At 64.2% G+C, this 24,563-nt stretch carries 25 protein-coding genes and 1 pseudogene; 11 read left to right on the plus strand and 15 right to left on the minus strand.

Going from position 1 to position 24,563, the window contains the following annotated elements; genetic code table 11:
• Window positions 1-222 precede the first annotated feature (222 nt).
• Window positions 223-2,913 carry an aconitate hydratase AcnA gene (acnA, locus tag O7A60_RS19675; protein WP_337107652.1) on the plus strand — a complete coding sequence of 897 codons (2,691 nt, stop codon included), beginning with the start codon at window positions 223-225 and terminating at the stop codon, window positions 2,911-2,913.
• 72 nt (window positions 2,914-2,985) lie between these two features.
• Here acnA and O7A60_RS32150 read toward each other — a convergent pair.
• Window positions 2,986-3,099 (minus strand): annotated as a pseudogene (locus O7A60_RS32150) (ceramidase domain-containing protein); the annotation flags it as partial.
• A 180-nt stretch (window positions 3,100-3,279) separates the two neighbouring features.
• Between O7A60_RS32150 and O7A60_RS19680 the strand changes: the two are divergent.
• Window positions 3,280-4,095 (plus strand): DUF1223 domain-containing protein, encoded by an 816-nt coding sequence (locus O7A60_RS19680; RefSeq protein WP_337107653.1) that lies wholly within the window; start codon window positions 3,280-3,282, stop codon window positions 4,093-4,095.
• A 58-nt stretch (window positions 4,096-4,153) separates the two neighbouring features.
• Here O7A60_RS19680 and O7A60_RS19685 read toward each other — a convergent pair whose 3' ends face one another.
• From O7A60_RS19685 to O7A60_RS19710, 6 genes are read right to left on the minus strand one after another with little or no spacing between them, the layout of a single operon-like run.
• Entirely contained in the window at window positions 4,154-5,539 is a 1,386-nt protein-coding gene (locus tag O7A60_RS19685; RefSeq protein ID WP_337107654.1) for an NAD(P)/FAD-dependent oxidoreductase, read from the minus strand.
• A 21-nt stretch (window positions 5,540-5,560) separates the two neighbouring features.
• Window positions 5,561-6,697: an ABC transporter ATP-binding protein gene (locus O7A60_RS19690; RefSeq protein WP_337107655.1), complete on the minus strand. Its 1,137-nt coding sequence runs from the start codon at window positions 6,695-6,697 to the stop codon at window positions 5,561-5,563.
• Window positions 6,694-7,491 carry an ABC transporter permease gene (locus O7A60_RS19695; protein ID WP_337107656.1) on the minus strand — a complete coding sequence of 266 codons (798 nt, stop codon included), beginning with the start codon at window positions 7,489-7,491 and terminating at the stop codon, window positions 6,694-6,696. Before O7A60_RS19695 ends, O7A60_RS19690 begins: the two co-directional genes overlap by 4 nt.
• The gene (locus tag O7A60_RS19700) at window positions 7,491-8,354 is read right to left on the minus strand and encodes an ABC transporter permease (protein ID WP_337107657.1); all 864 of its coding nucleotides are present in this window, start codon (window positions 8,352-8,354) and stop codon (window positions 7,491-7,493) included. The genes O7A60_RS19695 and O7A60_RS19700 overlap by 1 nt, the downstream gene beginning before the upstream one ends.
• A 22-nt stretch (window positions 8,355-8,376) precedes the next feature.
• A complete protein-coding gene (locus O7A60_RS19705; RefSeq protein WP_027146196.1) occupies window positions 8,377-9,447 on the minus strand; it encodes an extracellular solute-binding protein in 1,071 nt (356 codons plus the stop codon).
• 35 nt (window positions 9,448-9,482) lie between these two features.
• The gene (locus tag O7A60_RS19710) at window positions 9,483-10,142 is read right to left on the minus strand and encodes a helix-turn-helix domain-containing protein (RefSeq protein ID WP_337107658.1); all 660 of its coding nucleotides are present in this window, start codon (window positions 10,140-10,142) and stop codon (window positions 9,483-9,485) included.
• Between the two features lie 520 nt (window positions 10,143-10,662).
• On the opposite strand from O7A60_RS19710, the gene O7A60_RS19715 reads away from it, so the two are divergent.
• The gene (locus O7A60_RS19715; RefSeq protein WP_027146198.1) at window positions 10,663-11,049 is read left to right on the plus strand and encodes a DUF2794 domain-containing protein; all 387 of its coding nucleotides are present in this window, start codon (window positions 10,663-10,665) and stop codon (window positions 11,047-11,049) included.
• Window positions 11,050-11,109: 60 nt separating this feature from the next.
• Here the strand turns inward: O7A60_RS19715 and O7A60_RS19720 are convergent, their stop codons facing one another.
• The 4 genes from O7A60_RS19720 to O7A60_RS19735 all read right to left on the minus strand — a co-directional run bounded on the left by O7A60_RS19720 (window position 11,110) and on the right by O7A60_RS19735 (window position 16,043).
• Window positions 11,110-11,688 carry a GNAT family N-acetyltransferase gene (locus O7A60_RS19720; RefSeq protein ID WP_337107659.1) on the minus strand — a complete coding sequence of 193 codons (579 nt, stop codon included), beginning with the start codon at window positions 11,686-11,688 and terminating at the stop codon, window positions 11,110-11,112.
• A 105-nt stretch (window positions 11,689-11,793) separates the two neighbouring features.
• Window positions 11,794-12,567 (minus strand): Bax inhibitor-1/YccA family protein, encoded by a 774-nt coding sequence (locus O7A60_RS19725; protein ID WP_140510906.1) that lies wholly within the window; start codon window positions 12,565-12,567, stop codon window positions 11,794-11,796.
• A gap of 231 nt (window positions 12,568-12,798) precedes the next feature.
• A complete protein-coding gene (locus O7A60_RS19730; RefSeq protein WP_337107660.1) occupies window positions 12,799-15,348 on the minus strand; it encodes an ABC transporter permease in 2,550 nt (849 codons plus the stop codon).
• Window positions 15,348-16,043 carry an ABC transporter ATP-binding protein gene (locus O7A60_RS19735; protein WP_337107661.1) on the minus strand — a complete coding sequence of 232 codons (696 nt, stop codon included), beginning with the start codon at window positions 16,041-16,043 and terminating at the stop codon, window positions 15,348-15,350. The genes O7A60_RS19730 and O7A60_RS19735 overlap by 1 nt, the downstream gene beginning before the upstream one ends.
• 85 nt (window positions 16,044-16,128) lie before the next feature.
• Between O7A60_RS19735 and O7A60_RS19740 the strand changes: the two genes are divergently transcribed.
• Window positions 16,129-16,773, plus strand: coding sequence for an arylesterase (locus tag O7A60_RS19740; RefSeq protein ID WP_337107662.1), 645 nt, complete (start codon window positions 16,129-16,131; stop codon window positions 16,771-16,773).
• 129 nt (window positions 16,774-16,902) lie between these two features.
• The gene (gene thpR / locus O7A60_RS19745; protein WP_140510914.1) at window positions 16,903-17,499 is read left to right on the plus strand and encodes an RNA 2',3'-cyclic phosphodiesterase; all 597 of its coding nucleotides are present in this window, start codon (window positions 16,903-16,905) and stop codon (window positions 17,497-17,499) included.
• Here the strand turns inward: thpR and O7A60_RS19750 are convergent.
• Window positions 17,403-17,921, minus strand: coding sequence for a low molecular weight protein-tyrosine-phosphatase (locus O7A60_RS19750; protein WP_337107663.1), 519 nt, complete (start codon window positions 17,919-17,921; stop codon window positions 17,403-17,405). The genes thpR and O7A60_RS19750 overlap by 97 nt on opposite strands.
• A 50-nt stretch (window positions 17,922-17,971) precedes the next feature.
• On the opposite strand from O7A60_RS19750, the gene O7A60_RS19755 reads away from it, so the two are divergent.
• The 3 genes from O7A60_RS19755 to O7A60_RS19765 all read left to right on the plus strand — a co-directional run bounded on the left by O7A60_RS19755 (window position 17,972) and on the right by O7A60_RS19765 (window position 19,559).
• Entirely contained in the window at window positions 17,972-18,268 is a 297-nt protein-coding gene (locus O7A60_RS19755) for a 4a-hydroxytetrahydrobiopterin dehydratase (RefSeq protein WP_337107664.1), read from the plus strand.
• 138 nt (window positions 18,269-18,406) lie between these two features.
• Entirely contained in the window at window positions 18,407-18,769 is a 363-nt protein-coding gene (locus tag O7A60_RS19760; protein ID WP_337107665.1) for a YkvA family protein, read from the plus strand.
• Window positions 18,770-19,055: 286 nt separating this feature from the next.
• Window positions 19,056-19,559, plus strand: a complete 504-nt coding sequence (locus tag O7A60_RS19765) for an invasion associated locus B family protein (protein WP_015314944.1) — start codon at window positions 19,056-19,058, stop codon at window positions 19,557-19,559.
• 55 nt (window positions 19,560-19,614) lie between these two features.
• Here the strand turns inward: O7A60_RS19765 and O7A60_RS19770 are convergent, their stop codons facing one another.
• Together O7A60_RS19770 and O7A60_RS19775 are read right to left on the minus strand one after the other, a co-directional pair.
• Complete coding sequence (locus O7A60_RS19770) at window positions 19,615-20,970, minus strand: chloride channel protein (protein ID WP_337107666.1); 1,356 nt, start codon at window positions 20,968-20,970, stop codon at window positions 19,615-19,617.
• A gap of 199 nt (window positions 20,971-21,169) precedes the next feature.
• Window positions 21,170-21,469, minus strand: coding sequence for a hypothetical protein (locus tag O7A60_RS19775; RefSeq protein WP_140510494.1), 300 nt, complete (start codon window positions 21,467-21,469; stop codon window positions 21,170-21,172).
• Between the two features lie 244 nt (window positions 21,470-21,713).
• Here O7A60_RS19775 and rlmN point away from each other — a divergent pair, with 244 nt between their 5' ends.
• Genes rlmN through O7A60_RS19790 form a run of 3 tightly spaced genes read left to right on the plus strand, consistent with a single transcriptional unit; the run spans window position 21,714 to window position 23,874 of the window.
• A complete protein-coding gene (gene rlmN / locus O7A60_RS19780; protein WP_337107667.1) occupies window positions 21,714-22,949 on the plus strand; it encodes a dual-specificity RNA methyltransferase RlmN in 1,236 nt (411 codons plus the stop codon).
• A complete protein-coding gene (locus O7A60_RS19785; protein WP_337107668.1) occupies window positions 22,946-23,395 on the plus strand; it encodes a hypothetical protein in 450 nt (149 codons plus the stop codon). The genes rlmN and O7A60_RS19785 overlap by 4 nt, the downstream gene beginning before the upstream one ends.
• On the plus strand, window positions 23,392-23,874 hold the full coding sequence (locus O7A60_RS19790; protein ID WP_337107669.1) for a hypothetical protein: 483 nt from the start codon (window positions 23,392-23,394) through the stop codon (window positions 23,872-23,874). The genes O7A60_RS19785 and O7A60_RS19790 overlap by 4 nt, the downstream gene beginning before the upstream one ends.
• Here O7A60_RS19790 and O7A60_RS19795 read toward each other — a convergent pair.
• Window positions 23,846-24,487 carry a LysE family translocator gene (locus O7A60_RS19795; RefSeq protein WP_027146213.1) on the minus strand — a complete coding sequence of 214 codons (642 nt, stop codon included), beginning with the start codon at window positions 24,485-24,487 and terminating at the stop codon, window positions 23,846-23,848. The two genes, O7A60_RS19790 and O7A60_RS19795, sit on opposite strands and share 29 nt — an antisense overlap.
• Window positions 24,488-24,563 lie beyond the last annotated feature (76 nt).

Here is a 24,563-nt window from a genome sequence, read left to right on the forward strand (position 1 = left end):
ACTGTCTAGAACTATTCCAGAAAATTCTCTATATGCGGGTCATCCGTGCCAGCGGTCGGCGCGGGAACAGAATTAGCGCCGAACCAGCGCACGCGCCGCCTTGAACGGCTCGGGTTGCTTGGGAACGGACAGCGGAAATGGCCGTACCCGCACCTTTGCGCGTGATTGCATGCCATCGGCGTCCGTTCCCTTTCAGGCTGAACAGACAAGGACGGATCGCACGTGTCAAAATCCCTCGACAGTTTCAATTGCCGCCGCACGCTGAAAGCGGGCGACGCCGAGTATGCCTATTTCGACCTCGTCGAGGCCGAGAAGAACGGCCTCACCGGCATTGCCCAACTGCCCTATTCTATGAAGGTGCTGCTGGAAAACCTGCTGCGCAACGAGGACGGCCGCTCCGTTACCAAGGAGAGCATCCAGGCGGTGGCCGGTTGGCTGACCGACAAGGGCACCGCCGGCGTCGAGATCGCCTATCGCCCGGCCCGCGTGCTGATGCAGGATTTCACCGGCGTTCCGGCCGTGGTCGATCTTGCCGCCATGCGCGACGCCATGGCCTCGCTCGGCGGTGATCCGCAGAAGATCAACCCGCTGGTGCCGGTCGACCTCGTCATCGACCATTCCGTCATCGTCGACGAGTTCGGCACGCCGATGGCTTTCGCCCGCAACGTCGAGCTCGAATATGAGCGCAACGAAGAGCGCTACAAGTTCCTGAAATGGGGCCAGCAGGCGTTCCGCAACTTCCGCGTCGTGCCGCCCGGCACCGGCATCTGCCACCAGGTCAACCTCGAATATCTCGGCCAGGTCGTGTGGACCAACACCGAGGACGGCGAAACGACAGCCTATCCCGACACCTGCGTCGGCACCGATTCGCACACAACCATGATCAACGGCCTTGGCGTGCTCGGCTGGGGCGTCGGCGGCATCGAGGCCGAGGCGGCCATGCTCGGCCAGCCGGTTTCCATGCTGCTGCCCGAAGTCATCGGCTTCCGCCTCACCGGCAAGCTCAAGGAGGGCGTAACCGCCACCGACCTCGTGCTCACCGTCACCCAGATGCTGCGCAAGAAGGGTGTCGTCGGCAAGTTCGTCGAGTTCTTCGGCCCAGGTCTGTCCAACATGACGCTGGCCGACCGCGCCACCATCGGCAACATGGCGCCCGAATACGGCGCCACCTGCGGTTTCTTCCCGGTCGATTCGGAAACCATCCGCTACCTCACAATGTCCGGCCGCAGCGAGGACCGCATCGCCCTGGTCGAGGCCTACTCCAAGGCGCAGGGCATGTGGCGCGAGGCCGGCTCCGCCGACCCGGTCTTCACCGATCTGCTCGAACTGGAGTTGGACAGCGTCGTGCCGTCGATGGCCGGTCCCAAGCGTCCGGAAGGCCGCGTAGCGCTCGAAGGCATTCCGGCCGGCTTCGCCAAGGCGATGGAGACCGAATACAAGAAGGCGGCGGAAATCTCCAAGCGCTACGCCGTCGAGGGCACCGACCATGATCTTGGCCATGGCGACGTCGTCATCGCCGCCATCACCTCGTGCACCAACACCTCGAACCCATCCGTGCTGATCGGCGCCGGCTTGCTTGCCCGCAACGCCAACCGCCTCGGGCTGAAGCAGAAGCCGTGGGTAAAAACCTCGCTGGCGCCCGGCAGCCAGGTGGTGGCGGAATATCTGGAAAAGTCGGGCTTGCAGAAGGAGCTCGACCAGATCGGCTTCAACCTGGTCGGCTTCGGCTGCACCACCTGCATCGGCAATTCCGGCCCGCTGCCGGCGCCGATCTCCAGGACCATCAACGACAAAGGTTTGATTGCTGCAGCCGTGCTCTCCGGCAACCGCAACTTCGAGGGCCGCGTCTCGCCCGACGTGCAGGCGAATTACCTGGCGTCGCCGCCGCTGGTCGTGGCGCACGCGCTGGCCGGCACCGTGACCAAGGACCTGACCATGGAGCCGCTCGGCGACGACAGGAACGGCAATCCGGTCTATCTCAAGGACATCTGGCCGAGCTCGGCCCAGATCCAGGAGTTCATCGAGAAGAACGTCACCCGCGAGCTGTTCGCCCGCAAATATGCCGACGTCTTCAAGGGCGACGAGTACTGGCAGAACGTCAAGGCGCCGGAAGGCCAGACCTATGCCTGGGACAACGATTCGACCTATGTGCAGAACCCGCCCTACTTCGCCGGCATGACATCAGGTTTCGGCAAGATCGGCGACATCAAGGGCGCCCGCGTGCTCGGCCTCTTCGGCGACAAGATCACCACCGACCACATCTCGCCGGCGGGTTCGATCAAGGCGGCCTCGCCGGCCGGCAAATACCTCACCGACCATGGCGTCGGCGTCGCCGACTTCAACCAGTACGGCACGCGGCGCGGCAACCATGAGGTGATGATGCGCGGCACCTTCGCCAACATCCGCATCCGCAACCACATGCTGGGCGAGAACGGCCGCGAGGGCGGCTACACCATCCACTATCCCACGAAGGAAGAGGAATCGATCTACGACGCGGCGATGGAATACAAGAAGGAAGGCGTGCCGCTGGTCATCTTCGCCGGCGTCGAATACGGCAACGGCTCGTCGCGCGACTGGGCGGCCAAGGGCACCAACCTCTTGGGTGTCCGCGCCGTCATCGCCCAGTCCTTCGAACGTATCCATCGCTCGAACCTGGTCGGCATGGGCGTCATCCCCTTCGTCTTCGAGGACGGCACCTCGTGGGCTTCGCTCAACCTCAAGGGCGACGAGATGGTCGAGATCGACGGATTGAGCGCCATCAAGCCGCGCCAGACGATGGTCGCCAAGATCACCTATGGCGGCGGCACGATAAAGAATGTGCCGATCATCTGCCGCATCGATACGCTGGATGAGCTCGACTACTTCAAGAACGGCGGCATCCTGCAATACGTGCTGCGCGATCTGGCGGCGTAGAAAGCAGGGAGTAAGGGAGTAGGAATAAGGACACTAAGCCCGAAACGGGTAACCTACTCCCCTACTCCCCTACAGTCCTGCAGCGATGAAGGCACGCTTCGTCAAAGCATTGACCGGCCCGGACCAAAGTCCAGGCCCGGTGCGTTCGCAATAGAGATCGGCGGGGGTGAGGAGAACCTGCCACATGGGGATGATGCCGCCGCCGGATCGAACCACACCGTGAAATGCAGTGGCTTCTCCTATTGCGGCCTTACCTCACGATTGCAGCGATAAAATTTCACCGCAACGTGACTTCCCGTTGACTTCCCGTTCTGCCACATATTTCGGCAAAGCAGAACAAAGCCGGCATCACCGGCGGGAATTGGAATGGTCATGGCCTCGCGACGATCATTGTGGCTGGCAGCCTTCGCGCTGGCCTTCTCGGTTTTTGCCGGTGCTGGCCAAGGCAGCGAGCCCGAAACGGTCCAGGCCGAAAAATCCCAGCCCGACCGGCCGCTTGGTGTGGTCGAACTGTTCACCAGCCAGGGCTGCAGTTCCTGCCCGCCGGCGGACGCGTTCTTCGCCGAACTCGCCACCAGGCAAGACCTTGTCGCGCTCGCTTACCACGTCGACTACTGGGATTATCTCGGCTGGAAGGACACGCTGAGCCACAAGGAAAACACCGAGCGGCAATATGACTATATGCGCTATTTCAGCAGCCGTTCCGTCTATACGCCGCAGGCCGTCCTGAACGGCCGCATGCATGTCAACGGCGCCAATCGCGCCGAGGTCGACGGCGCGCTTGCCCGCATGGCCCGTGCCGGCGAAGGCATGCGTGTGCCCATCAAGGTCAGCCGCGCCGGCGACCGTGTGATCATCGACACCGGCGATGCCGGCACCGGCCCGAACGACGCCCATGTCGTCATCGTCTATTTCGACGCACCGCAGACGGTCAAGATCGGCCAGGGCGAGAACTCCGGCCGCAAGATGACCTATTGGAACGCGGTCACCGGGATCCAGACCGCCGGCATGTGGCACGGCAAGGCGCAGCGCTACGAATTGCCGCTGAGCGAGATCACCAAGAAGGGCGGCTGCGCCGTGCTTTTGCAATCGGTCGGCAAGGATGGCCTCCCGGGTCCCATCCTGGGTGCGGCTTTCATCCACAAGCCCGGATCCGAGACCTCCATCGATCGAAACCTGTAACATCACGGGTTCGGCGCAATTCCAGACGCAACCCGTTACACATCGTCTTCGAATGGTTTCAGTGTCCGGTCAGGCGATCGGCAAAGGCCGCAAGGCGTGAGGTACGGCCCAAGCCGTTTGCTTCACGCCGGTCGGCGATGCGATAGAGCTGGTACATGGTGTGCACGCCGAGCCAGCGCAGCGGTTCCGGTTCCCATTTCTTGACCGTGCGGTTGACCCAGGGCAGCCGGGTCAGTTCGGTGTCGTGGCCGAGCACCAGGTCGCGCAAGGTGCGGCCCGACAGGTTGGAACTCGACACGCCGAGCCCGACATAGCCGCCGGCCCAGCCGATGCCGCTCTCACGATCGAAACCCGAAGTCGTGCACCAGTCGCGCGGCACACCGAGCGTGCCGCACCAGGCATGGTCGAGGCGCACGCCTTTGGTCTGCGGCAACAGCCTGGTCAGCACCTCGTGCAACTGGCCGATGGTTGCCTGCTGGGTCCGGCCGCGCACATCGGTGCGCGAGCCGAAGCGATAGGGTACGCCGCGGCCGCCCATGGCGATGCGGCCTTCGCGCGTGCGCTGAGCGTAGCAATAGGTGTGCGCGGCATCGCCCAGCACCTCGTAACCGTTCCAGCCGATCGCGTCCCAGAGTTCTTGCGGCAGCTTCTCGGTCACCACGATGGCGCTGTTCAGCGGCAGCCAGAGACGCTCATAGCCGGGAATGCCAGCCGTGAAGCCTTCGGTGGCGCGGACGATCTTTTGCGCCCGCACGATGCCTCTGGTGGTGGTGACCTTGCCCTTCTCGATCGCCAGCACCTGCGTCTGCTCGTAGATCGGCACGCCGAGCCGCGCGACCGCGGCCGCCAGACCCTGGACCAGCTTGGCCGGCTGTACACGCGCGACGTTGCGCACGACGAAGGCGCCCAGCACCTTGTCGATGGCGATGCGCTGGCGCGCCTCCCGCGCGTCGAGGAAGGCCAGCCGCTCCGGCGGCATCTCCCAGCCCAGCAGCTCCTCGTATTCTGCCTTGGCGCGCTGTAATTGCGCGGCGTTGGTGGCGACGGTGATGTTGTCGACACGGCGGATATCGGCATCGATGCCCTCGGCTTCCGTCACCGCGATCACCTCTTCGACCGTGCCGAACATGGCGCGTTGCATGTCGATCACGGCGCCGCGCGACGATGTTTTTGCGTATTTCTCGCGCGACCAGCTGAAACCGCCCGACAGCCAGCCGCCATTGCGGCCCGAGGCGCCGAAGCCGGCGAACTCCTTTTCGACGATGGCGATGCGCAGCGTGGGCTGTGCCTTCTTCAGATAATAGGCGGTCCACAGGCCGGTGTAGCCGGCGCCGACGACGCAGACATCGGCCTCGATGTCGCCGGGCAAGGGCGGCCGATAAGCGGGAACGCCGCCGATATCGGCATACCAGAACGACACGTCGCCATTATGCTTGGCTTGCATTTTTTGAAATCCGTTCCGAAATCAGGTAAGCGTCAGGTCGGCCTTGTCGTCGTCGGCGAGCAGCTTCACGTCGGCGCCGGCGAACAGCACGTCGACCTCGTCTCCGATGGCAAAACTGTCTGCTTCCAGGGTCGAGCGTACGATGGCTTTGGAGCCGTCGGCCAGATCGACCTCGTATTTGGAGCCGGAGCCGAGATAGATCGCTTCGCCTATGCGCCCCGTGAGCCGGTTGCGGCCAACGCCGCCGGCACCACGGCGGGCAAGCGCCAGCTTTTCGGGCCGCAGCAGCATGACCGGCCTGCCGCCATTGGCGAGACGCTTGGCTGTCGCGACCTTCTGGCCCGCAATGTCGATCGCCGTCTCCCCGCCGGAGGTGGCGGCGGCCCCGCGCAGCACGGTGGAATCGCCGATGAACTTGCCGACGAACAGCGTCGCCGGTTCGTCATACAGCTCGCGCCCGGTGCCGATCTGTTCGATGCGGCCCCGGTTGAACACGGCTATGCGGTCCGACAGCACCAGCGCCTCTTCCTGGTCGTGCGTCACATAGACGAAGGTGGTGCCGAGTTCGCGGTGGATGCGCTTGATTTCGAGCTGCAGCCATTCGCGCAGCTTCTTGTCGAGCGCGCCGAGCGGCTCGTCCATCAACAGCAGCGGCGGATCGAAAACGATGGCGCGCGCCAGCGCCACGCGCTGCTGCTGGCCGCCCGAAAGTTCGCTGGGAAAGCGGTGACCGAAATCCGCCATCTTGACCATGTCGAGCGCTTGGCGCACGCGGCGTTCGCGCTCGGCTCCGGCTACACCGCGCAGGGCGAGCGGATAGGCTACGTTGCGGCTCACAGTCATGTGCGGAAACAGCGCGTAATGCTGGAACACCACGCCGATGTTGCGCTTGTGCGCCGGGACGCCGACGACGCTCTTGCCGCCCACTTCCAGCGCGCCCGAACTGGCCTCGGTGAAACCGGCAACGACATTGAGCGTCGTCGTCTTGCCGGAGCCGCTCGGCCCGAGCAGCGTCATGAACTCGCCGGCCTTGATGTGCAGCGATACGCCGTCCAGCGCCTTGAAGCTGCCATAGGCCTTGCTGATCGACTTCAGATCGATCGCCGCGCCCCTGCTCTCTTGCCCCGGATTCCCCCTGCTCTCTTGCCCCGGATTCATTGGCGTCCTTTCCGCTCACGGCCAAGAAGAAGCATGCCGCTGCCGATCAGGATCGTGGTGGCAAACAACAGGATCGTGCCGACGGCCGCTACCGTGGGGTCGGCATCGCGCGTGATGGAAGCGAAGATCTGCACCGGCAATGTCTTGAGATAGGGATTGGTGATGAACAGCGACACGACAATCTCGTCGAAGGAGGTGGCGAAGGCGAACAGCAGCCCTGACAGCACGCCGGGCGCAATCAACGGCAGCGTCACCGTGCGGAACGTGGTGAGCGCGTTCGCGCCCAGGCTCGCCGCGGCCGTCTCGAGGCGCCTGTCGAACACTTCGAGATTGGCCGAGACGGCAGTCAGCACGAAGGGCAGCGCAAGGATGGTGTGGGCGAGCACGAAGCCGAGCAGCGTGCCGACAAGCCGCGTATCGAGATAGACAGCATAGATGCCGATGGCCAGCACCACGCCGGGCACGACCATCGGTGTCAACATCAGCATGCGCAGCAGGTTTGCCGGCCGCGCTTTCATGCGGTCGAGGCCGAAGGCGGCAAGCGTGCCGAGCACCGTTGCCAGCACCGCGACGATCGAGGCGACTTTCAGCGAATTCAGGAAGCTGTTCGACCAATCCGGGTTGGTGACAAAATTCTGGTACCACTGCCAGGAGAAGCCCTGCGGCGGAAACGCCAGCGACTTGTTCTCGTTGAACGACATCGGCACCACGACCAGCGTCGGCGCCACCAGCCATATGGCCACCAGCAGGCAGACAAGACCCAGGACGACGCGCGTGAGCGGCTTCATCTCCATCAGCGCCGCTCCGCTTCCCGGTACCGGGATCGCATCACCGGCGCGGCAAGCGCCAGCAGCACGAAGGTCGTGACCAGCAGCACCACGCCCATCGCGCCGCCCCTGCCCCATTGCAGCAGACTGAGCACCTGCGTCTGCACCAGGGTGGACAGCATGGTGGAGCGCGGACCGCCGAGCAGAGCCGGTGTGATGTAGAAGCCGAGCGCCAGGATGAAGACGATGATCGCCCCGGCATAGACGCCCGGCAGCGACAGCGGCAGGTAGATGGTGAAGAAGGCGCGGGACGGTCGGGCGCCAAGACTTTGCGCGGCGCGCATCAGCCTGAGGTCGATGCCTTTCATGACCGAATAGAGCGGCAGGATCATGAAGGGCAAAAGAACCTGCGCCATGCCGATGACCACGCCCGTCTGGGTACGGATCAGCCTGACGCCGCCGAGCCCGAGCGACCGCAGGATCGAGTTGATGACCCCTGAATCCTGGAGCAGAATGACCCACGACAGGGTGCGCACCACGCCGCTCACCCAAAACGGGATCAGCACACACAGCATCAGCACCAGCCGAACGCGCGGCCCGACCGCGGTCATCAGATAGGCGTAGGGATAGGCCGAGACCATGCACACCAGCGTGACCCACGTCGAAATGACGAAGGTCCGCTGGAGCACGGTGAGATTGATGGGCATGCTGAAGAACCAGATATAGTTCTGCAGGCCCCACTCCGGCTCCGACAGGCTGCGCAGGATGATGGTGAGCAGCGGATAGCCGATCACCGCCAGGAGCAGGACCAGCGCCGGCAGCGCGAGCGCGTACGGCCGCCATGCCCGGCGCCTTTCGGCAGCAGGAATGGTTGGCTTGGACGCGCTCACGGTCTGTGTTCCCGTCAGCCGGTCAGTTGCCGGCCATCAGCGCCGACCACTTCTCCTGCGCCACCGCGAAGTTCGGCACCCAGAACTTGAAATTCTGTTTGTAGCCCTGCTTCTGGCGTTCAGGCGTGTTGGTCAGGTAGGCGGACACGGAAGCGTCGACCTTGGGCTGCGCGTCGTTGTTGATCGGCGTGTAGGAGGTCTTCTCCGCCAATATTTCCTGGGCATGCTTGCCGAGATAGGCATTGAGCAACGCGTAGGATGCATCCGTATCCTTGACGCCGACCGGGATCGTCATCTGGTCCATCACCACCAGCCAGTCCTGCCAGGCGGGTGCATATTTGGCACCGTTCTTGACTGCCGTCATGGCGCGGCCCGTCCACATCATCAGCATGTCGGCCTCGCCGGATTCGGCGAGCTGCTGCGATTCGGCGCCGGTCTTCCAGAAAATGGTGTCGGGGCCGAGCTTGCGGACCACATCGATGGCCTTGTCGATGTCGGCCACCGTCATCGCCTTCGGGTCGCCGCCGGCGACCTTGAACGCCTGTTCCAGCAAACCGCCGGTCGGGCTGCCAGAGCCGTCGATCCCACGCACGCCTGGGAATTTTTGGGTATCGAAGAAGTCGGCCCAGCTCTTGGGCGGATTATCCCCGTACTTTTCCTTGTTGTACATCAGCACGACACCGTAGTTCATCGCCGGCACCGAGCATTCGCCGACTTGACCTTCCGGGATTTTCGAGACGTCGAGCTTCGTCAGATCGAGCTTCTGGAACAGCTTGCCGCAATAGACATAGGGCGGCAGGTCGTCGGTATCGACGACGTCCCAGGTGACATTGCCGGACTCGACCTGCGCCTGCAGTTTGGCGATCTCCGTCGGGCCGTCATTGAGCAGCTTGACGCCGGATTTGTCGACGAACTCCTTGAGCGCGGCCACTTGGCCGTCCTGGTAGATTCCGCCATAGGACACGAAGGTCAGCGTCTTGCCCTTCAGCGAGCCTTCAGCCACCTCTCCCGCCACCGGCTTGGATTGTGCGAGCGCGGCGGTAGCAGCCATAAGCACGGCGACGCACGCCGCATGTCCAAATCTCAGTCTCATGATCAACTCTCCCATTGCAGAACTCGCATTTGTTTTCATTCACCCGGATGCGAGCGGTTTCCGGGTCTGTATTGATCGAGTTCGAGCGCGCCGGCGGTTGGCGGCGCGATGATCCACAGCACCTCCGCCGGCGTGTCGCCGACATTGACCGTGCGATGCGGCACCGACGTTGCGTATTCGACGCTGTCGCCTTCGCGCATCACATGGCGCTCGTCGGCAAGCGTCAGCTCCACCGTCCCCTTGAGCACCATGAACATTTCGTGTTCGCCGCTATGGACATAGGTCTCGTCGCCGGTCGACCCGCCGACCTCGAAATGTCCGGCATAGACCTCGAACTGGTGGATCGGCCGCCGCGACAGGAGCATCTTGCGGCCTTGCGCGCCGACCGGAACGACCGGCCGCTCATCGCGCCGCAGCACCTTGTGCAGGGGGCGGGCATTGTCCTCGAACAGATCGTTGATGCCGAGGTCGAGAGCGGCGGCGATCTTGAGCAGCGTGCCGGTGTTGGCGCCGCACAGATTGCGCTCGAGCTGGCTGATGAAGCTAGCGGTCGTGCCGGTCATGTCGGCGAGCTGGCGCAGCGAGACGCGCCGCGCCGTGCGCAATGCCTTGATGCGAGGGCCGACACCGCCGGCCTCTGGCGCTGCCGTCCCGCCATTCACCTGTTTTGTCGTGGAGTCCGATGCGCCTGGCATTGCCGTCTCCGTTTCACTTAACACCCTATTAAGTGAAACGGCAAATGGCAAGCACGTCGGTGGAATTGAGTCGATATGGCCGCCTCGGGTTCTACGCCGAGTTCCACGGGTCGCCTTAGTTGCGTAAAAAAGGTGCAAAAACGAAAAAACCGACGTCAGCTTGCTTCTGACGCCGGTCATTTAGGTTTTGGGATCGTCGCACCTGGCGCTTTTCCGTGGAAAAGGCCGAGGTTGGTTCGATCCGACGCAGACCCGTGGGCGGGGGGCTTGGGGTTTACGAGCCGGTGCCGGACCGAACCGTCTCAGGCAACGCCGGTAAATTCGTCGGACATTGGGGCATGAGCGCGGATAAAAAAAGGCAGAAATGTGGCGAAGCATCACCAATTCCAACACGCGTTTCACAAACGTGACTGGACGCGACGGAAACGGCTAGCCGCCGGCTTCGCTTCGCCGGCTCTTGCAATTGGGTTGCGAAGGGGCCAACTTTGGTTGGCAAAGATTCATTTTGAAGGATCGAGGCATGACTGATGACGGCGGCGGGATGGGGGATGGAGACGCATCCGCAATATTGATCCCGCTACACGAGGCGCGACGTGAACGCCTCGACCAGCCGGTCCGCTTCGACCGGCGTGAACTGGACCAGATCCTGAGGCTCTATGGACGTATGGTCGCCGCCAATGAATGGCGCGACTACGCCATCGATCATCTCACCGACCGCGCTGTCTTTTCCGTTTTTCGTCGCGCCAGCGAAGTGCCGCTGTTCCAGATCGTCAAGGATCCGAAACTGGCGCGCAAGCAGGGCGCCTTCGCCGTCATCGCGGCGGGCGGGCGCATCCTCAAACGCGGCCAGGAGCTTGGCCGCGTGCTTGGCGTCTTCGACAGCAAGCTGAAGCTGGTCCAGGTTTGAACCGGGAATTGAGGAATTGACACTCGGCGTCTGACGTAAGCGCCATTTTTCTTTCATTCTTCAATTCTTCAATTCCCCCTTCCGGAATTTCCGCTCCGGCAACGAATCCGGATCGGGTGGCACCGATGCCCCGCCGTTCAGCGATAGCTGCATGAACACCGTGTCCAGCCAGCGCCCGTGCTTGTAGCCGGAGCCTTCGAGGCGGCCGGAATGGCGAAAGCCGAGCTTCTCGTGCAGCCTGACCGAGGCGCTGTCGGCGTGGCCATCGCCGATCACCGCGACGATCTGGCGAAAGCCTGCCGCCCGCACCGCCCCGACCAGGCTTTGCATCAGCTTGAGGCCGACGCCCTGGCCCTTCGCGTCAGGCGCGACGTAGACCGAATCCTCGACGATGAAGCGATAGGCCGGGCGCGGCCGGAAGGAGCCGGCATAGGCATAGCCGAGCACGGCGCCGTCCTTCTCGGCCACCAGGTAGGGAAAGCCGCCGGCCGCCAGCGTGGCGAATCGCGCGCCCATCTCGGCGCGGCTGGGCGGCTCCAGTTCATAGCTCGCCGTGCCGTTGGTGACCGCGTCGGCATAGATTTCCGTGATTATGTCGAGGTCGACCGGGGTTGCCGGCCTGATCACGATACTGCTCATTCTCTATGCAGCCCTCTTATGTGCCCTCGACAACAGCAGAGGCCCACATAAAAGAAAAGGGCGGCCATTGGGCCGCCCTTCCAGGAGTTGATGGTCCAATACCGCTTAGCGGCGGTCGCCCATGAACTGGAGCAGGAACATGAACAGGTTGATGAAGTCGAGGTAGAGCGACAGCGCGCCCATGATGGCCTTGCGGCCGGCGACATCGGATGCGTCGCCCTCGAAATACATCTCCTTGATCTTCTGCGTGTCGTAAGCGGTGAGGCCGGCGAACACCAGCACGCCGATCGCCGAGACGGCGAAGGTCAGCGCCGACGACTGCAGGAAGATGTTGATCACCGACGCGATGATGATGCCGAACACACCCATGATCAGGAACGAGCCCATCGCCGACAGGTCGCGCTTGGTGGTGTAGCCGAACAGCGACAGCGCGCCGAAAGCGGCGGCGGTGGCGAAGAAGGTCTGCGAGATGCTTGCCGTGGTGTAGACCAGGAAGATCGACGACAGCGACAGGCCGACCAGGCCGGCATAGACCCAGAAGGTCGTCTGCGCGGCGGCGACGCTCATCGACTGAATCCTGAACGACAGGAAGAACACGGCGGCCAGCGGCGCCAGCATGACAACCCAGCGCAGCGGCGAACCGAAGATCGCATAGCCGAACGAGGTCAGCATCTCGCCGCTCGGCAGCGTCGCGACGGCCGAGGCCGGGTCGGCGGTGGTGGCGAGCATGATCGTGCCGATGGCGGCAAGGCCGGTGATGAGCAAGCCAAGCCCCATCAGATTGTAGACCTTGATCATGTACGCGCGCAGACCCTGGTCGATGTCGGCGCGGACGCCGGGCACCGCCGACGTCTGATAATTGCGAATGGGATCAGCCATTGGAAATCCTCTGTTGCTTCTGCCCCGTCCGGTGTCGGGCCTCTTGCGGACCCAGGCGCCGCTGGCGGGGCTCCAGCATGCCTGCGCCGAAATATGATGGTTATTCGCGTCGAGAACAAGACCGTAACCTGTTGTAACGGTTCGTGACAGGCCAAAATGCCGCCTCGCCGGCCGTTTTGGATGGCATTCTTATCAAGATTTAACCTGGGGCAGGCGGCGCAGGGCGGCGAATCAGAGGTTTCGCAGCACGGGCGCCGCTTTGTGGCCAAGCACCCGCCAGGTGCCGGCAAGGCCGATGCCGACCGTGATCACCAGCGAAAAGGCAATCGTGGCGACCGCGACTTCCGGCATGAAATGCGACGGCAAGGTCATGATGCGCGCGACGACGAACCAGGCGGCGGCGCTGCCTGCGGCGAGCGCGAAGATCGCGGTGGCGAGCCCGATCAGCATGTATTCCAGCGAGAAGGCCGTTATCAGCGTGGTGCGCGTCGCGCCCAGCGTCTTCAGCACCACCGCGTCGTGGATGCGCGCCCGATTGCCGGCGGCAAGCGCGCCGGCAAGCACCAGGACCGAGGCGATCAGCGCCACGCCGGCCGCCGCCCGGATCGCCGTGCCGAGCTGGCCGACCAACCGGTTGACGATGTCGAGCGCGTCCTTGACCCGCACCGTCGTCACCGCCGGGAAAGCGCGGGTGACGGCATTGAGGACGCGCGCGTCGTCGGCGCTCGAAGCACTCTTTTCGGTGAGCGTCGCGATCCAGCCATGCGGGGCGCCCGCGAATGTGTTGGGCGAGAACACCATGACGAAATTGATGCCCATCGTCTCCCATTCGACCTGGCGGAAATTGGCGATCCGCGCCGTGACGTTGCGGCCGAGCACATTGACGGTGACGGTGTCGCCGAGCTTCAGCCCGATTTCCTTGCCCTCCTTGTCGGAAAACGAAACCAGCGGCTCGCCGGCATAATTGTCCGGCCACCATTTGCCCTCGGTCAGCGTCGCGTTTTCCGGCTGCCTGATATCATAGGTCAGGCCGCGATCTCCCTTCAGCACCCAGGCGCCCTCGGCCGGCACGTTGACCTTGTCGACATCGACGCCGTTGAGCGCCATCACCCGGCCCCGGAGCATCGGCACCTTGGCCAGCGTTCCCTGCGGCGCCTCCTTTGCGATCAGCGATGAGAAGGCATCGACTTCGCTGCCCTGGATGTCGACGAAGAAGAAGTTCGGCGCCCGCTCCGACAGGTTGCCGGAGATCTGGCGCCGGAGATTCCCGTCGATCAGCGCCAGCGTCACCAGGAGAGTCAGTCCAAGCCCCAGCGACAGCACCACCGATGGCGTCAGCGCGCCGGGCCGGTGGATGTTGGCGATGGCGAGCCTGAGCGCGACAAAGCGCACGCGCGGGCTTTTCCTGGCTGCCCATTGCACCAGTCCGCCAACGAGCCGCAGCACCAGGAAAGCAAAAATCGTGGCGCCGACGAAGATCGAGGCGATGCGCTGGTCGCCCGAAAACAGGATCGCCAGCGCCGCCAGGAAAAGCGCGATGCCGAGCGCGCAAACGACATAGACGGGGCGCGGCAAGCCGCGGCCTTCCAGCCCCATCTCCCGGAACAGCGCGGTCGCCGGCACGTCGCGGGCGCGGCCGAGCGGCAGCAGCGCGAAGGCGAGCGTCACCAGCAGGCCGAACAGCGCCGCCATGGCGAGCGCGCCGGGATAGAAGCCGCCTTGCGCCGGCACCGGAATGACGGACTGCAGGGCGGCACTTGCGACTAACGGCATCAGCGCGCCAAGCATCAGGCCGGCGCCGATGCCGAGCAGGGCGATGATCAGGATCTGCACGAGGTAGACGGCAAAGACGAAGCCGCCGGACGCCCCCAGGCTCTTGAAGGTGGCGATGACGCCGCGCTTGCCGTCGAGATAGGCACGCACCGCATTGGCGACGCCGACGCCGCCGACCACCAGCGCGGTAAGCCCGACCAGCGTCAGGAATTGCGAGAAGCGTTCGATGTTGGAGGACAGCGCCGGTGCTGCGTTGCCGCGCGTGCGGATCGACCAGCCGGCCTCCGGGAAATCCTTGGTTGCCTGGTCCTGGATGGCCTTGAGCCGCGCCTCGTCGGCACCGGCGGGCAGCCGGACCTTGTAGGCGTTCTCGACCAGGCTGCCCGGCTGGATCAGCCCGGTGGCGGCCAGGCCCTCGGTCGAGATCATCAGCCTTGGCGCGAAGCCGAACCCGTCGGAAACCGCGTCGGGCTCGCTGACCAGCCTGGCGCGCAGTTCGAAGATGGCGTTGCCGAGCTTCAGCCGATCGCCGATCTTGAGATGCAGCCGTTCGAACAAAAGGCCGGGTGCAGCGGCGCCGAAAACGCCGAACTGCCCGCCGAACAGTTCCTGCTTCGTCAGCGCCGGTTCGGTTTCCAGCGCGCCATAGAGCGGATAGGCCTCGTCGACCGCCTTGGCCTCGACGAGCGCCTGATCGGATCCGTCGGCCAGGCGCGCCATCGAGCGCATGCCTGCGGTATGCGAAACGACGCCCAGCCCGTCGAGAAAGCCAAGTTCAGCCTGGTTGGCGTCGCGCTGGTTGATCTGGAAGCGAAGGTCGCCGCCGAGCAGCGTCTGGCCCTGATCGGCGACACCGGCGGTAATGGAGCGGGCCACCGAATTGACGCCGCCGATGGCCGCGACGCCGAGCGCTATGCAGGCGAGGAAAACAAGGAAGCCGGACAGGCCGCCACGCATCTCGCGCACAGAGAAGCGGATGGCAAGCTTGAAGGTCCGCGCCAGCGGCATCAGGCGGTGACCTTGACCGGCGCCGGCGCTTCGATCCGCCCGGAGCGCATCGACACCTGGCGCGAGCAGCGCGCCGCGAGCGCCGGATCATGGGTGACCAGCACCAGCGTCATGCCGCGCTCGGCGGCCTTCGCGAACAGAAGATCGGCGACCTGCCGCCCCGTCGCCTGGTCGAGATTGCCAGTCGGCTCGTCGGCGATCAGGATGCGCGGCGACGGTGCCAGCGCCCGGGCGATCGCCACGCGCTGCTGCTCGCCACCCGAGAGTTCGCCGGGGTAATGGGTGACGCGGTCGCTGAGGCCCACGGCCGCCAGTTCCCGCTCCGCCACCGAAAACGGATCGGCGTGGCCGGCCAGTTCCAGCGGCACCGCGACATTTTCGAGCGCGGTCATGTTGGGGATCAGGTGGAAGGACTGGAACACGATGCCGATGTTTCGGCCACGAAACGAAGCGGTCTGATCCTCGGTTTTGTCGTTGAGCAGCTCGCCGGCGATTCGTACCGTACCCGAGTCGACCCGCTCCAGCCCGGCCAGCACCATCAGCAATGTCGACTTGCCGGACCCCGACGGACCGACGATGCCCGTCGCCTCGCCGCACGCCACTTCGAGGCTGACGCCCTTCAGCACATGGACGGACGAGGCCCCTTCGCCGAGTGTCAGGGATACGTCTTTCAGCGCGATGACGGCTTCTGTCAAAATGAAAGCGTCCTATATGGAAAGGGAGGCTCTGCCTGTCGGAAGCCATCGCCGGAAGAATTCTCTGTCATATGGGGCCTGCCGCATGTCTTTCAAACGCCGCTTTGCCGCAGGCCTGATCGTTTTCCTCGCCATTTGCGGCGCCATTTCGTCGGCGCGCGCCGAGCCATTCAAGATCGTCGGCTTCGGTGACAGCCTGATGGCGGGGTTCGGCCTTGGGCCGGGTGAGGGCTTTACCGACAAATTGCAGGCCGCCCTTCGCGCCAGGGGCCATGACGTCGCCGTCGCCGATGCCGGGGTGTCCGGCGATACCTCCAGCGGCGGCCTGGCGCGGCTCGATTGGTCGGTGCCGGACGGGACGCAGCTTGTCATCCTCGAACTCGGCGCCAACGACATGCTGCGCGGCGTTTCACCCGACATCACCCGGAAGAACCTTGACGCGATGCTGGGCAAGCTCAAAGGGCGCAAGATCGCCGTGCTCCTGGCCGGCATGCGCGCCGCGCCCAATCTCGGCGCCGACTACGAGAGCGCCTTCGACGCCGTCTTTCCGGAACTCGCCGCGAAATACGGCGTTACGCTGTATCCGTTCTTTCTCGACGGCGTCGCCGGCCAGTCCAGTTTGCAACTCGGAGACGGCCTGCATCCGAACGCCAGAGGGGTCGATCAGATGGTCGAGCGCATCCTGCCGACGGTGGAGAAGGCCATCGCGGCGGCGCCGGGAGATTCATGATGTCCGATAAAGCCGCTTTCCGTTGGGGAAACGTTTAGCGAAGGCCTGCGACCAACAAACCACTTGCTCCATTTGATTATCGATGATTCGCTAGGGATGACAGTTCGATTCGAGGAAGGGAGGCTCTTCATGCCGCGTCTTTTCACCGCCCTCGAAATTCCGCGTGATGCCGCCCTTTCGCTGTCCCTGCTCCGGGGCGGCCTGCCCGGGGCCCGCTGGATCGACGTCGAAAATTACCATCTGACGCTGCGCTTCATCGGCGATGTCGAAGGCCATGTCGCCGACGAGATCGCCAATGCGCTCGACCGGGTGCAGCGCCCGTCCTTCTCGCTGGCACTGTCGGGTGTCGGCGCTTTCGGCCAGAAGAAGCCGCATGCGGTGTGGGCGGGCGCTTCCCCCTCGCCCGATCTGGCCGCCCTTCAGGCCGAGATCGAGCGCATTTGCCAACGGCTCGGCATTCCCGCCGATCCGCGCAAGTTCATGCCGCATGTGACGCTGGCGCGCCTGCGCAATTCGAGCCCGCTCGACGTCGCCCAATATCTGTCGGCGCGCGGCAATTTCTCGACGCTACCGTTCCGCATCGGCCGCTTCGTCCTGATGTCGTCGCGTGATTCGGTCGGCGGCGGCCCTTATGTCGTCGAGGAAGCCTGGCCGCTGTCCGGCGTCGATACGCGCGCCGCAAGCCGTGTCGCCAGCGCATCCGACGCCTCGCGGATCATGCGATAGACCGAAGCAAACGCTTCCCGGTCCCCATAGTAGGGGTCCGGCACATCGCGCGGCCTTCCCTCGGCGAAGTCCAGGAACAGGTGGATGCGATCGCGCACTGCCACCGGCGCCAGCGCCTTCAGGTCGCGGACGTTGGATCGGTCCATGCCGAAGATCAGGTCGAAGCGGTGAAAATCCTCCGGCACGATCTTGCGCGCCCGCTGCCGCGAGATGTCGATGCCGTGGCGCGACGCGATAGCAATCGAGCGCGGATCGGGAGCGGAGCCGACCTCCCAGCCGCCGGTCGCGGCCGAATCGAGCACGATATCCCCGCCATATCCGCGCTCCGAAAGCACGGCGCGAAGGACGCCTTCCGCCAGCGGCGATCGACAGATGTTGCCGAGGCAGACGAAAAGAATGGAATTTATGGGCTTCGCTATCATGGATCCGGCGCTATGCTGCCTACTCCAGCGCAATAGCACGGGAAGCGGACATGACGAGAGAGAAACTGGGCAGGGAAGCCGCCGAAGCAGCACTGACGGCGCTTGACGGCTGGGCGCTGGCAAAGGACGGCGCCTCGATCGCCCGCACCTTCACCTTCAAGAATTTCTCCGAAGCCTTCGCCTTCATGACCCGTGTCGCGCTGGCCGCCGAGAAGATGGACCATCATCCCGACTGGTCGAATGTCTACAAGACCGTCGACGTGACGTTGAACACGCATGACGCCGGCGGCGTCACGGCGCTCGATATCGAACTGGCCAAGAAGATGAACCGCTATTTCGGCGGCTGAACGCGGACTGGCCATGCTCATGGGCCCGGCGCGGACCCGCCAAATCGGCGCCCGCATCTTGCAGCCGGGTTCGGCTTTCACCACATTTTGATCCGCGGGCATGCGCCAGTATACGCTGGGACCCGCGAGGAGAGATTGATGGCGCAAGAATCCGGTTTTGACTTCTTCGGCTTTGGCGACAGACTGGGCGGCGAGGGCGAAGTGCGCGAAAAGTTCTGGCGCACGGCCAAGAAGGCCGCGCGGCAGATCCCGTTCATGGAAGACGTCGTCGCCGCCTATTACTGCGCCATGGACAAGAAAACGCCGCTACGCGCCAAGGGCATATTGGTGGCCGCGCTCGGCTATTTCGTCCTGCCGGTCGACCTCATCCCCGACTTCATCTTCGGCCTCGGCTTCACCGACGACATCGCCGTGCTGACCGCCGCGATCACCGCCGTCAGCGCCCATATCACGCCGGCGCACCGGCAGGCCGCCAAGGACGCCATCGCCGACAAGAGCTAAAGTCCCGCCGCCCAAATCCGCCACGTCGGCTCAGCCCCTGGACAGGGGCCCTCAGCGGCGGGTCAAAAGTCAAACTCTTGCCGTTTTCGTGGCCTCCAAGTCGCCAAAGGGACGCCGTGCCGGCCGCTGACAAGGCGGCGGCGCGGAAATGGCGGCGGTTTCCTGGGGTAAAGGTCCTTTTCTCTTGGGAACTTCACCGTTTGGTAACCCAGATTAAATCAAAATGAAGCGACGGCAGGACGCCACGCGGCCCGCCTCCGCACCATTTGGAATACGGGAAAAAACGATGCGCGGATTGATTGCACTAGTTTCGAGCCTGGTCCTGGCGGCCTCGGCAGCGCCGGCGCTGGCGCAGCAGGCGACCAAGATCGGCCAGCACAATGCCTGGGGCACCTACAGTTACCAGGCGTCGGGCGGCAAGGTCTGCTACGTGCTGACCGTGCCGACCGACAAGCAGCCGCCGACGCTCGACCATGGCGACATGTTCTTCTTCGTCAGCCAGCGGCCCGGCCAACAGGTATCCTATGAGCCGCAGTTCATCGCCGGCTACAATTTCCAGGAAGGCTCCAAGGCCACCGTCACCATCGACAAGAAGAGCTTCTCGATGTTCACGCGCGGAAAATCGGCCTGGGTCGAGAACGCCGCCGAGGAACCAGTGCTGATCGCGGCGATGAAGACCGGCACCGACATGAAGGTGTCGGCGAAGTCGGGCCGCGGCAATCCCACGAATTATGTCTTTTCGCTGAAGGGCATCTCGGCGGCGCTGTCCTCGATCGCCAAGTGCAAATAGGCTATCTTCGTTTTTGAACCAAAGGCCGGGCCGCAACCCCGGCCTTTTGCTTTTTTCAGCCGTGGCCTGATTCCGGTGCGGCTTCCGCCCGCCGCCGCCGGATCGCTTCGGCGATAAACACCCGCGACAGGGCGTGATAGAGCGGCTCGTGCGAGATCAGGCGCGCCGTGCCGTAGCCCAGCATCGAGGCCAGCATCAGGCCGATGACATTGTCGTGATTGCCGGTCATTTCGAGGATGATGACGAAGGCCGTCATCGGCGCCTGCACCACGCCGGCGAAATAGCCGGCCATGCCGAGCAGCGCCGCGACGCCGGCGCCGCTGCCGAACACCAGGCCGAGCGAACTGCCGATGCCCGCTCCCACCGCCAGCGAGGGTGCGAAGATGCCACCGGGTATCCCTGAAATCATCGACAGCAGGCCGGCCGCGAATTTCTCGGCGAAGAAGAACCAGGGCAGCGGCGTGCCTTCGACCGCGCTGCGCGCCTGCGCATAGCCGGTGCCGAAGGTCAGCCCGCCCGACGCGATGCCGATCACCGCCACCGCCAGCCCGCAGACCGCCGCCACCAGCAGCGCGCGCCATAGCGGCTGCAGTGCGTTCCAGCGCCGGATACGCCGCGTCGCCTTCAACGCCAGCAACGAGAACAAGGCGCCAAAGCCGCCGCCGATCACGCCGCAGGCGGTCACCAGCGGCCAGTCGACGGCAAACGAGATCGTCTCCTTGGACACGCCGAAATAGGTGTAGTTGCCGAGCACGCCGAGCGAGGCGAGGCCGGCCAGGATGACCGCCGTCAGCACCAGCCCGTTGGTGCGCGCCTCATAGGTGCGGCCCATTTCCTCGATGGCAAAGACGATGCCGGCAAGCGGCGTGTTGAAGGCGGCGGCGATGCCGGCGGCCGATCCCGCCAGGATCAGGCCGCGCGCCTGCGCCATGCCGCCCCAGCGCGCCGCCTGCAGCATCAGCGACGCGCCGACCTGCACGGTCGGCCCCTCGCGGCCGATGGAAGCGCCGCAGAACAGGCCGACAAGAGTGAGGGCTATCTTGCCCGCCACCAGCCTGAGCGACAGGATATGGCTGCGGTCGTCGTCGTCGCGCAGGTGCCGGGCGGCGATCGCCTGCGGAATGCCGCTGCCTTGCGAGCCGGGGAAGAAGGCGTGCGCCAGCCACGCGCACAGGACAAAGCCAAGCGGGGTGATCGCAAGCGGCAGATAGAAGCGCCAGCCACCATCATTGCCGATCACCACATGAAACAGCGCCTGTGCCTTGTCGGCCAGCACGGCAAACAACACGCTGATCAGGCCGATCGAGATCGCACCGGCCCAGAACACCAGGCGCGGCTGCCAGACGCGGCGCGAGGCCCACATGGCGCGCGAACGCCGCAGCATGGGATGTCTTCGCGATTGGCCGGCCATGTCTGTCCTCGCGGGGAAAACCCAGCCCTAACACAGGCATGACACCGATCAAGCAAGAGTCTGACGATCGGCCGGGATGAACGGGCCGCGGTGTTGGGCGTCCGCTCGTGAGCATGATCCAGAGAGCGCCTCCTTCAATCGAAGTGAAAGCTGCGCGACCCGCCGGCCTCCACGCCGGCGGGCAATCGTTGCGAGATCGTCACATGGCCATTTTTTCACATTCGGCCTGGGCCTTCTTGGTCGACGTGTCGATCATATAGGCTTTGCCCTTGGCGTCGGTCATTATCATCATGCAATGCTTGATCGGCTTGGCCATCTTCATCATATCGGCGCCCATCTTCGCGTCCGGCATCATGGTGCCCATGTGGCCGTCCGGCATGATCGCCGTCACTTGTCCGCCTTTCATCATGGTCATGGTGCCCATCGTGTCCTCGGCGAACGCCTGCGAGGCGCAAAGAGCGGCGAGGCCGGCAATGACGGCGAGCTTGATCGATTTCATTCCGCATACTCCCATTGTGCAGGGGCACAGTTGCCCCATTCAGGGTTCGCGGATGGCGCGCCGGCCGTTACGCTGACACGAATATGTGATCGATCGCGCACTGGGGAAGCACCACGGCCCGGCGGCGGGACAGGCTGCCCGATCGCCCGCGGCATGACTCTGCCGCCAAGCTGTGCTATGCGCCCCGCTTGAGATCAGGCACGATGGATGAAATCGGCCGTAAACCGCTTATATCTGTGCAACCATGACCCTTTCACTCGACCTCACCGCCGACGGTGCCCGTGACGCCTTGCGTACCCGCGCCATGCCGGCCGAAAAACCGTCGCTGATTGGCCTGACACGGGCCGAGCTCGCGGAGGCCCTCGTCGCTGCAGGCATCGTGCCGGAGCGTCAGGCAAAAATGCGCGCCCAGCAGCTCTGGCACTGGATGTACGTGCGCGGCGTTTCCGACTTCGCCGGCATGTTCAACATCTCCAAGGACCTGCGCGCCGAGCTCGACAGGCATTTCACCGTCGCCCGGCCCGAGATTGTAGAGGAGCAGATTTCCGCCGACGGCACGCGAAAGTGGCTGTTCCGCTTTCCGCCGCGCGGCGCCGGCCGGCCGGTCGAGATCGAAACCGTCTATATCCCCGAGGAAGGCCGCGGCACGCTGTGCATCTCCTCGCAGGTCGGCTGCACGCTGACCTGCTCGTTCTGCCACACCGGCACGCAGAAGCTGGTGCGCAATTTGACGGCTGAGGAAATCCTCGCCCAGTTGCTCACCGCCCGCGACCGGCTCGGCGACTTCCCCGACCGCGACACGCCGGATGGCGCCATCGTGCCCGCCGAGGGCCGGAAAGTGTCCAACGTCGTCATGATGGGCATGGGCGAGCCGCTCTATAATTTCGAGTCGGTCAAGAAGGCGCTGCTGATCGCCTCCGACGGCGACGGACTTTCCCTGTCGAAGCGCCGCATCACGCTGTCGACCTCCGGCGTCGTGCCGGAGATCTTCCGCACCGGCGAGGAGATCGGCGTCATGCTGGCGATCTCGCTGCATGCCACCAATGACGATCTGCGCGACCTCTTGGTGCCGATCAACAAGAAGTATCCGCTCAAGGAGCTGATCGCCGCCTGCCGCGCCTATCCCGGCCTGTCCAACGCCAGGCGCATCACCTTCGAATATGTGATGCTGAAGGACGTCAACGATTCCATCGAGGACGCCAAGGGGCTGATCAAGCTGCTCAAGGGCATTCCGGCCAAGATCAACCTGATCCCGTTCAACCCGTGGCCTGGCACCAACTACCAGTGCTCGGACTGGGAGACGATCGAGAAGTTCGCCGACTACATCAACAATGCCGGCTATGCCTCACCGATCCGCACGCCGCGCGGCCGCGACATCCTGGCCGCCTGCGGCCAGCTGAAGTCGGAATCGGAACGCATGCGCAAGGTCGACCGGCTGGCGCTGGAAGCCATGATGATCGCGGGGCACGGCGAGGTGTGAACCGTCTCGTCGCCTGCTCGAAGCGCTTCGCCATCATAACAGTCGGCTACGTCGCCGCTGTGCTCACCTCGATCCTGGTGCCGGTGCTGCTGATCGTTCTCCTGGCCGGGATCGAGGACGGCAACTGGTCGATCATTTTCACATTCGACTGGCTGGCCTCCTTCCCGCTCGCCGTGTTGACCGTGGCGATCTGCGCGTTGCTGATCGTCGGCCCGGCGATCTTCGTCGCCGAACGGCTGGCGCTGCGAGGTTGGTTCTACTTTGCCGTCACGGGCGCGGTCACGTCGATCGCCTTCGGTGTTTTTGTCCCAGGCTCCGCTGGAGGCTTCGTTTTCAATCCGGGCTTCCTCGGTTTTCTGGCCGCGGCCGGCATTGTCGCCGGCTGGGTCTACTGGCTTCTGGCTGGACACAAGTCCGGTCATCTCACGGGCCGTGATCCCCGATGAACCGTCTCGTCGCTTATATCGTGCGCTTCGCCGTCATCCTGTTCGGCTACACCATCGCCTCGCTGGCGGCGAGCGCCTTCCTCAACATGCTGTTCCTGGCCTCGCTCGGTTACGCGCCGGCGCAAGCCCATCCGGCGGCGGCGGCATCGCTCTATTTTTCAATTCCTTTCGTCGCCCTGTTTGTCGCTTATTTCGGCTTCATGCCGGCCGCGATCGTCATCCTGATTGCCGAAATCCTCGGCCGGCGCGACTGGCTGTTCTACGCGCTGGCGGGCGCGCTGGTGGCGGGAGTTTTCCTCGGTCTGGTCGACAATATCCGCGATTCCGCTTTTGCCGTCACCGAGACCAGCGCGATCATGGCGGTGCTCGGTGGTGGCATGGTCGGCGGCATCTTCTATTGGCTCAGCGCCGGCCGCTGGGCCGGAAGCTGGTGGAAGGACGAGAAAGCTCCTACTTCGCCTGGGCCGTCAGGATCTTGAGCGCGAAGGCCGAGAACACGCCGGCGAAGAGATAGTCGACCACCCGCGTCACGCGCGGGCTGGCCTTCATCGCCGCCGAGAATTTTTCCGCCGCCAGCACCATGGGTGCCGTCACCGGGATCGACAGCACGATGAACATGGAGCCAAGGAAGAACAGCTTCCCGGGCGCGTTCGGATCGTGCGCGGAGACGAATTGCGGCAGGAAGGTCATGAAGAACAGGATGATCTTCGGGTTGAGCAGGTTGACGCCGAGCCCCGCGGCCCAGCTGCGCAGCAGCGAGATCCGCGGGCCCGTCTTCTTTTCCGGCGAAAAGGCCGAGCCCTTGGCGATCGCCTGCCAGGCCAGGAAGACGAGATAGCCGGCGCCAAAGATCTTCAGCACGAAGAAAGCCATCGGCGAGGCAACGATCAGCGCCGAGACGCCGACCACCACCAGCGTGGTGTGGATCAGCGTGCCGCACAGCGCGCCGGCCATCGAGGCGAAGCCTGTGGCCCTACCCTGGCTCAGCGTGCGCGACACGAACAGCGTCATATCAGGGCCTGGCGTGATCGCCAGGATCACGGTGGCGATGGCGAACTGGACCAGCGTGGCGGTGTCGGGAATGAAGGACATGGGCAGGCCTTTGGGTTGGGGACGTCAGGCTATAGAGGATGCCGCCCGTTCTTGCCAGCGGCCGGACGGCAAGAGT

This window comes from Mesorhizobium salmacidum (SeqCode) (assembly GCF_037179605.1).
GTDB lineage: Bacteria > Pseudomonadota > Alphaproteobacteria > Rhizobiales > Rhizobiaceae > Mesorhizobium > Mesorhizobium salmacidum.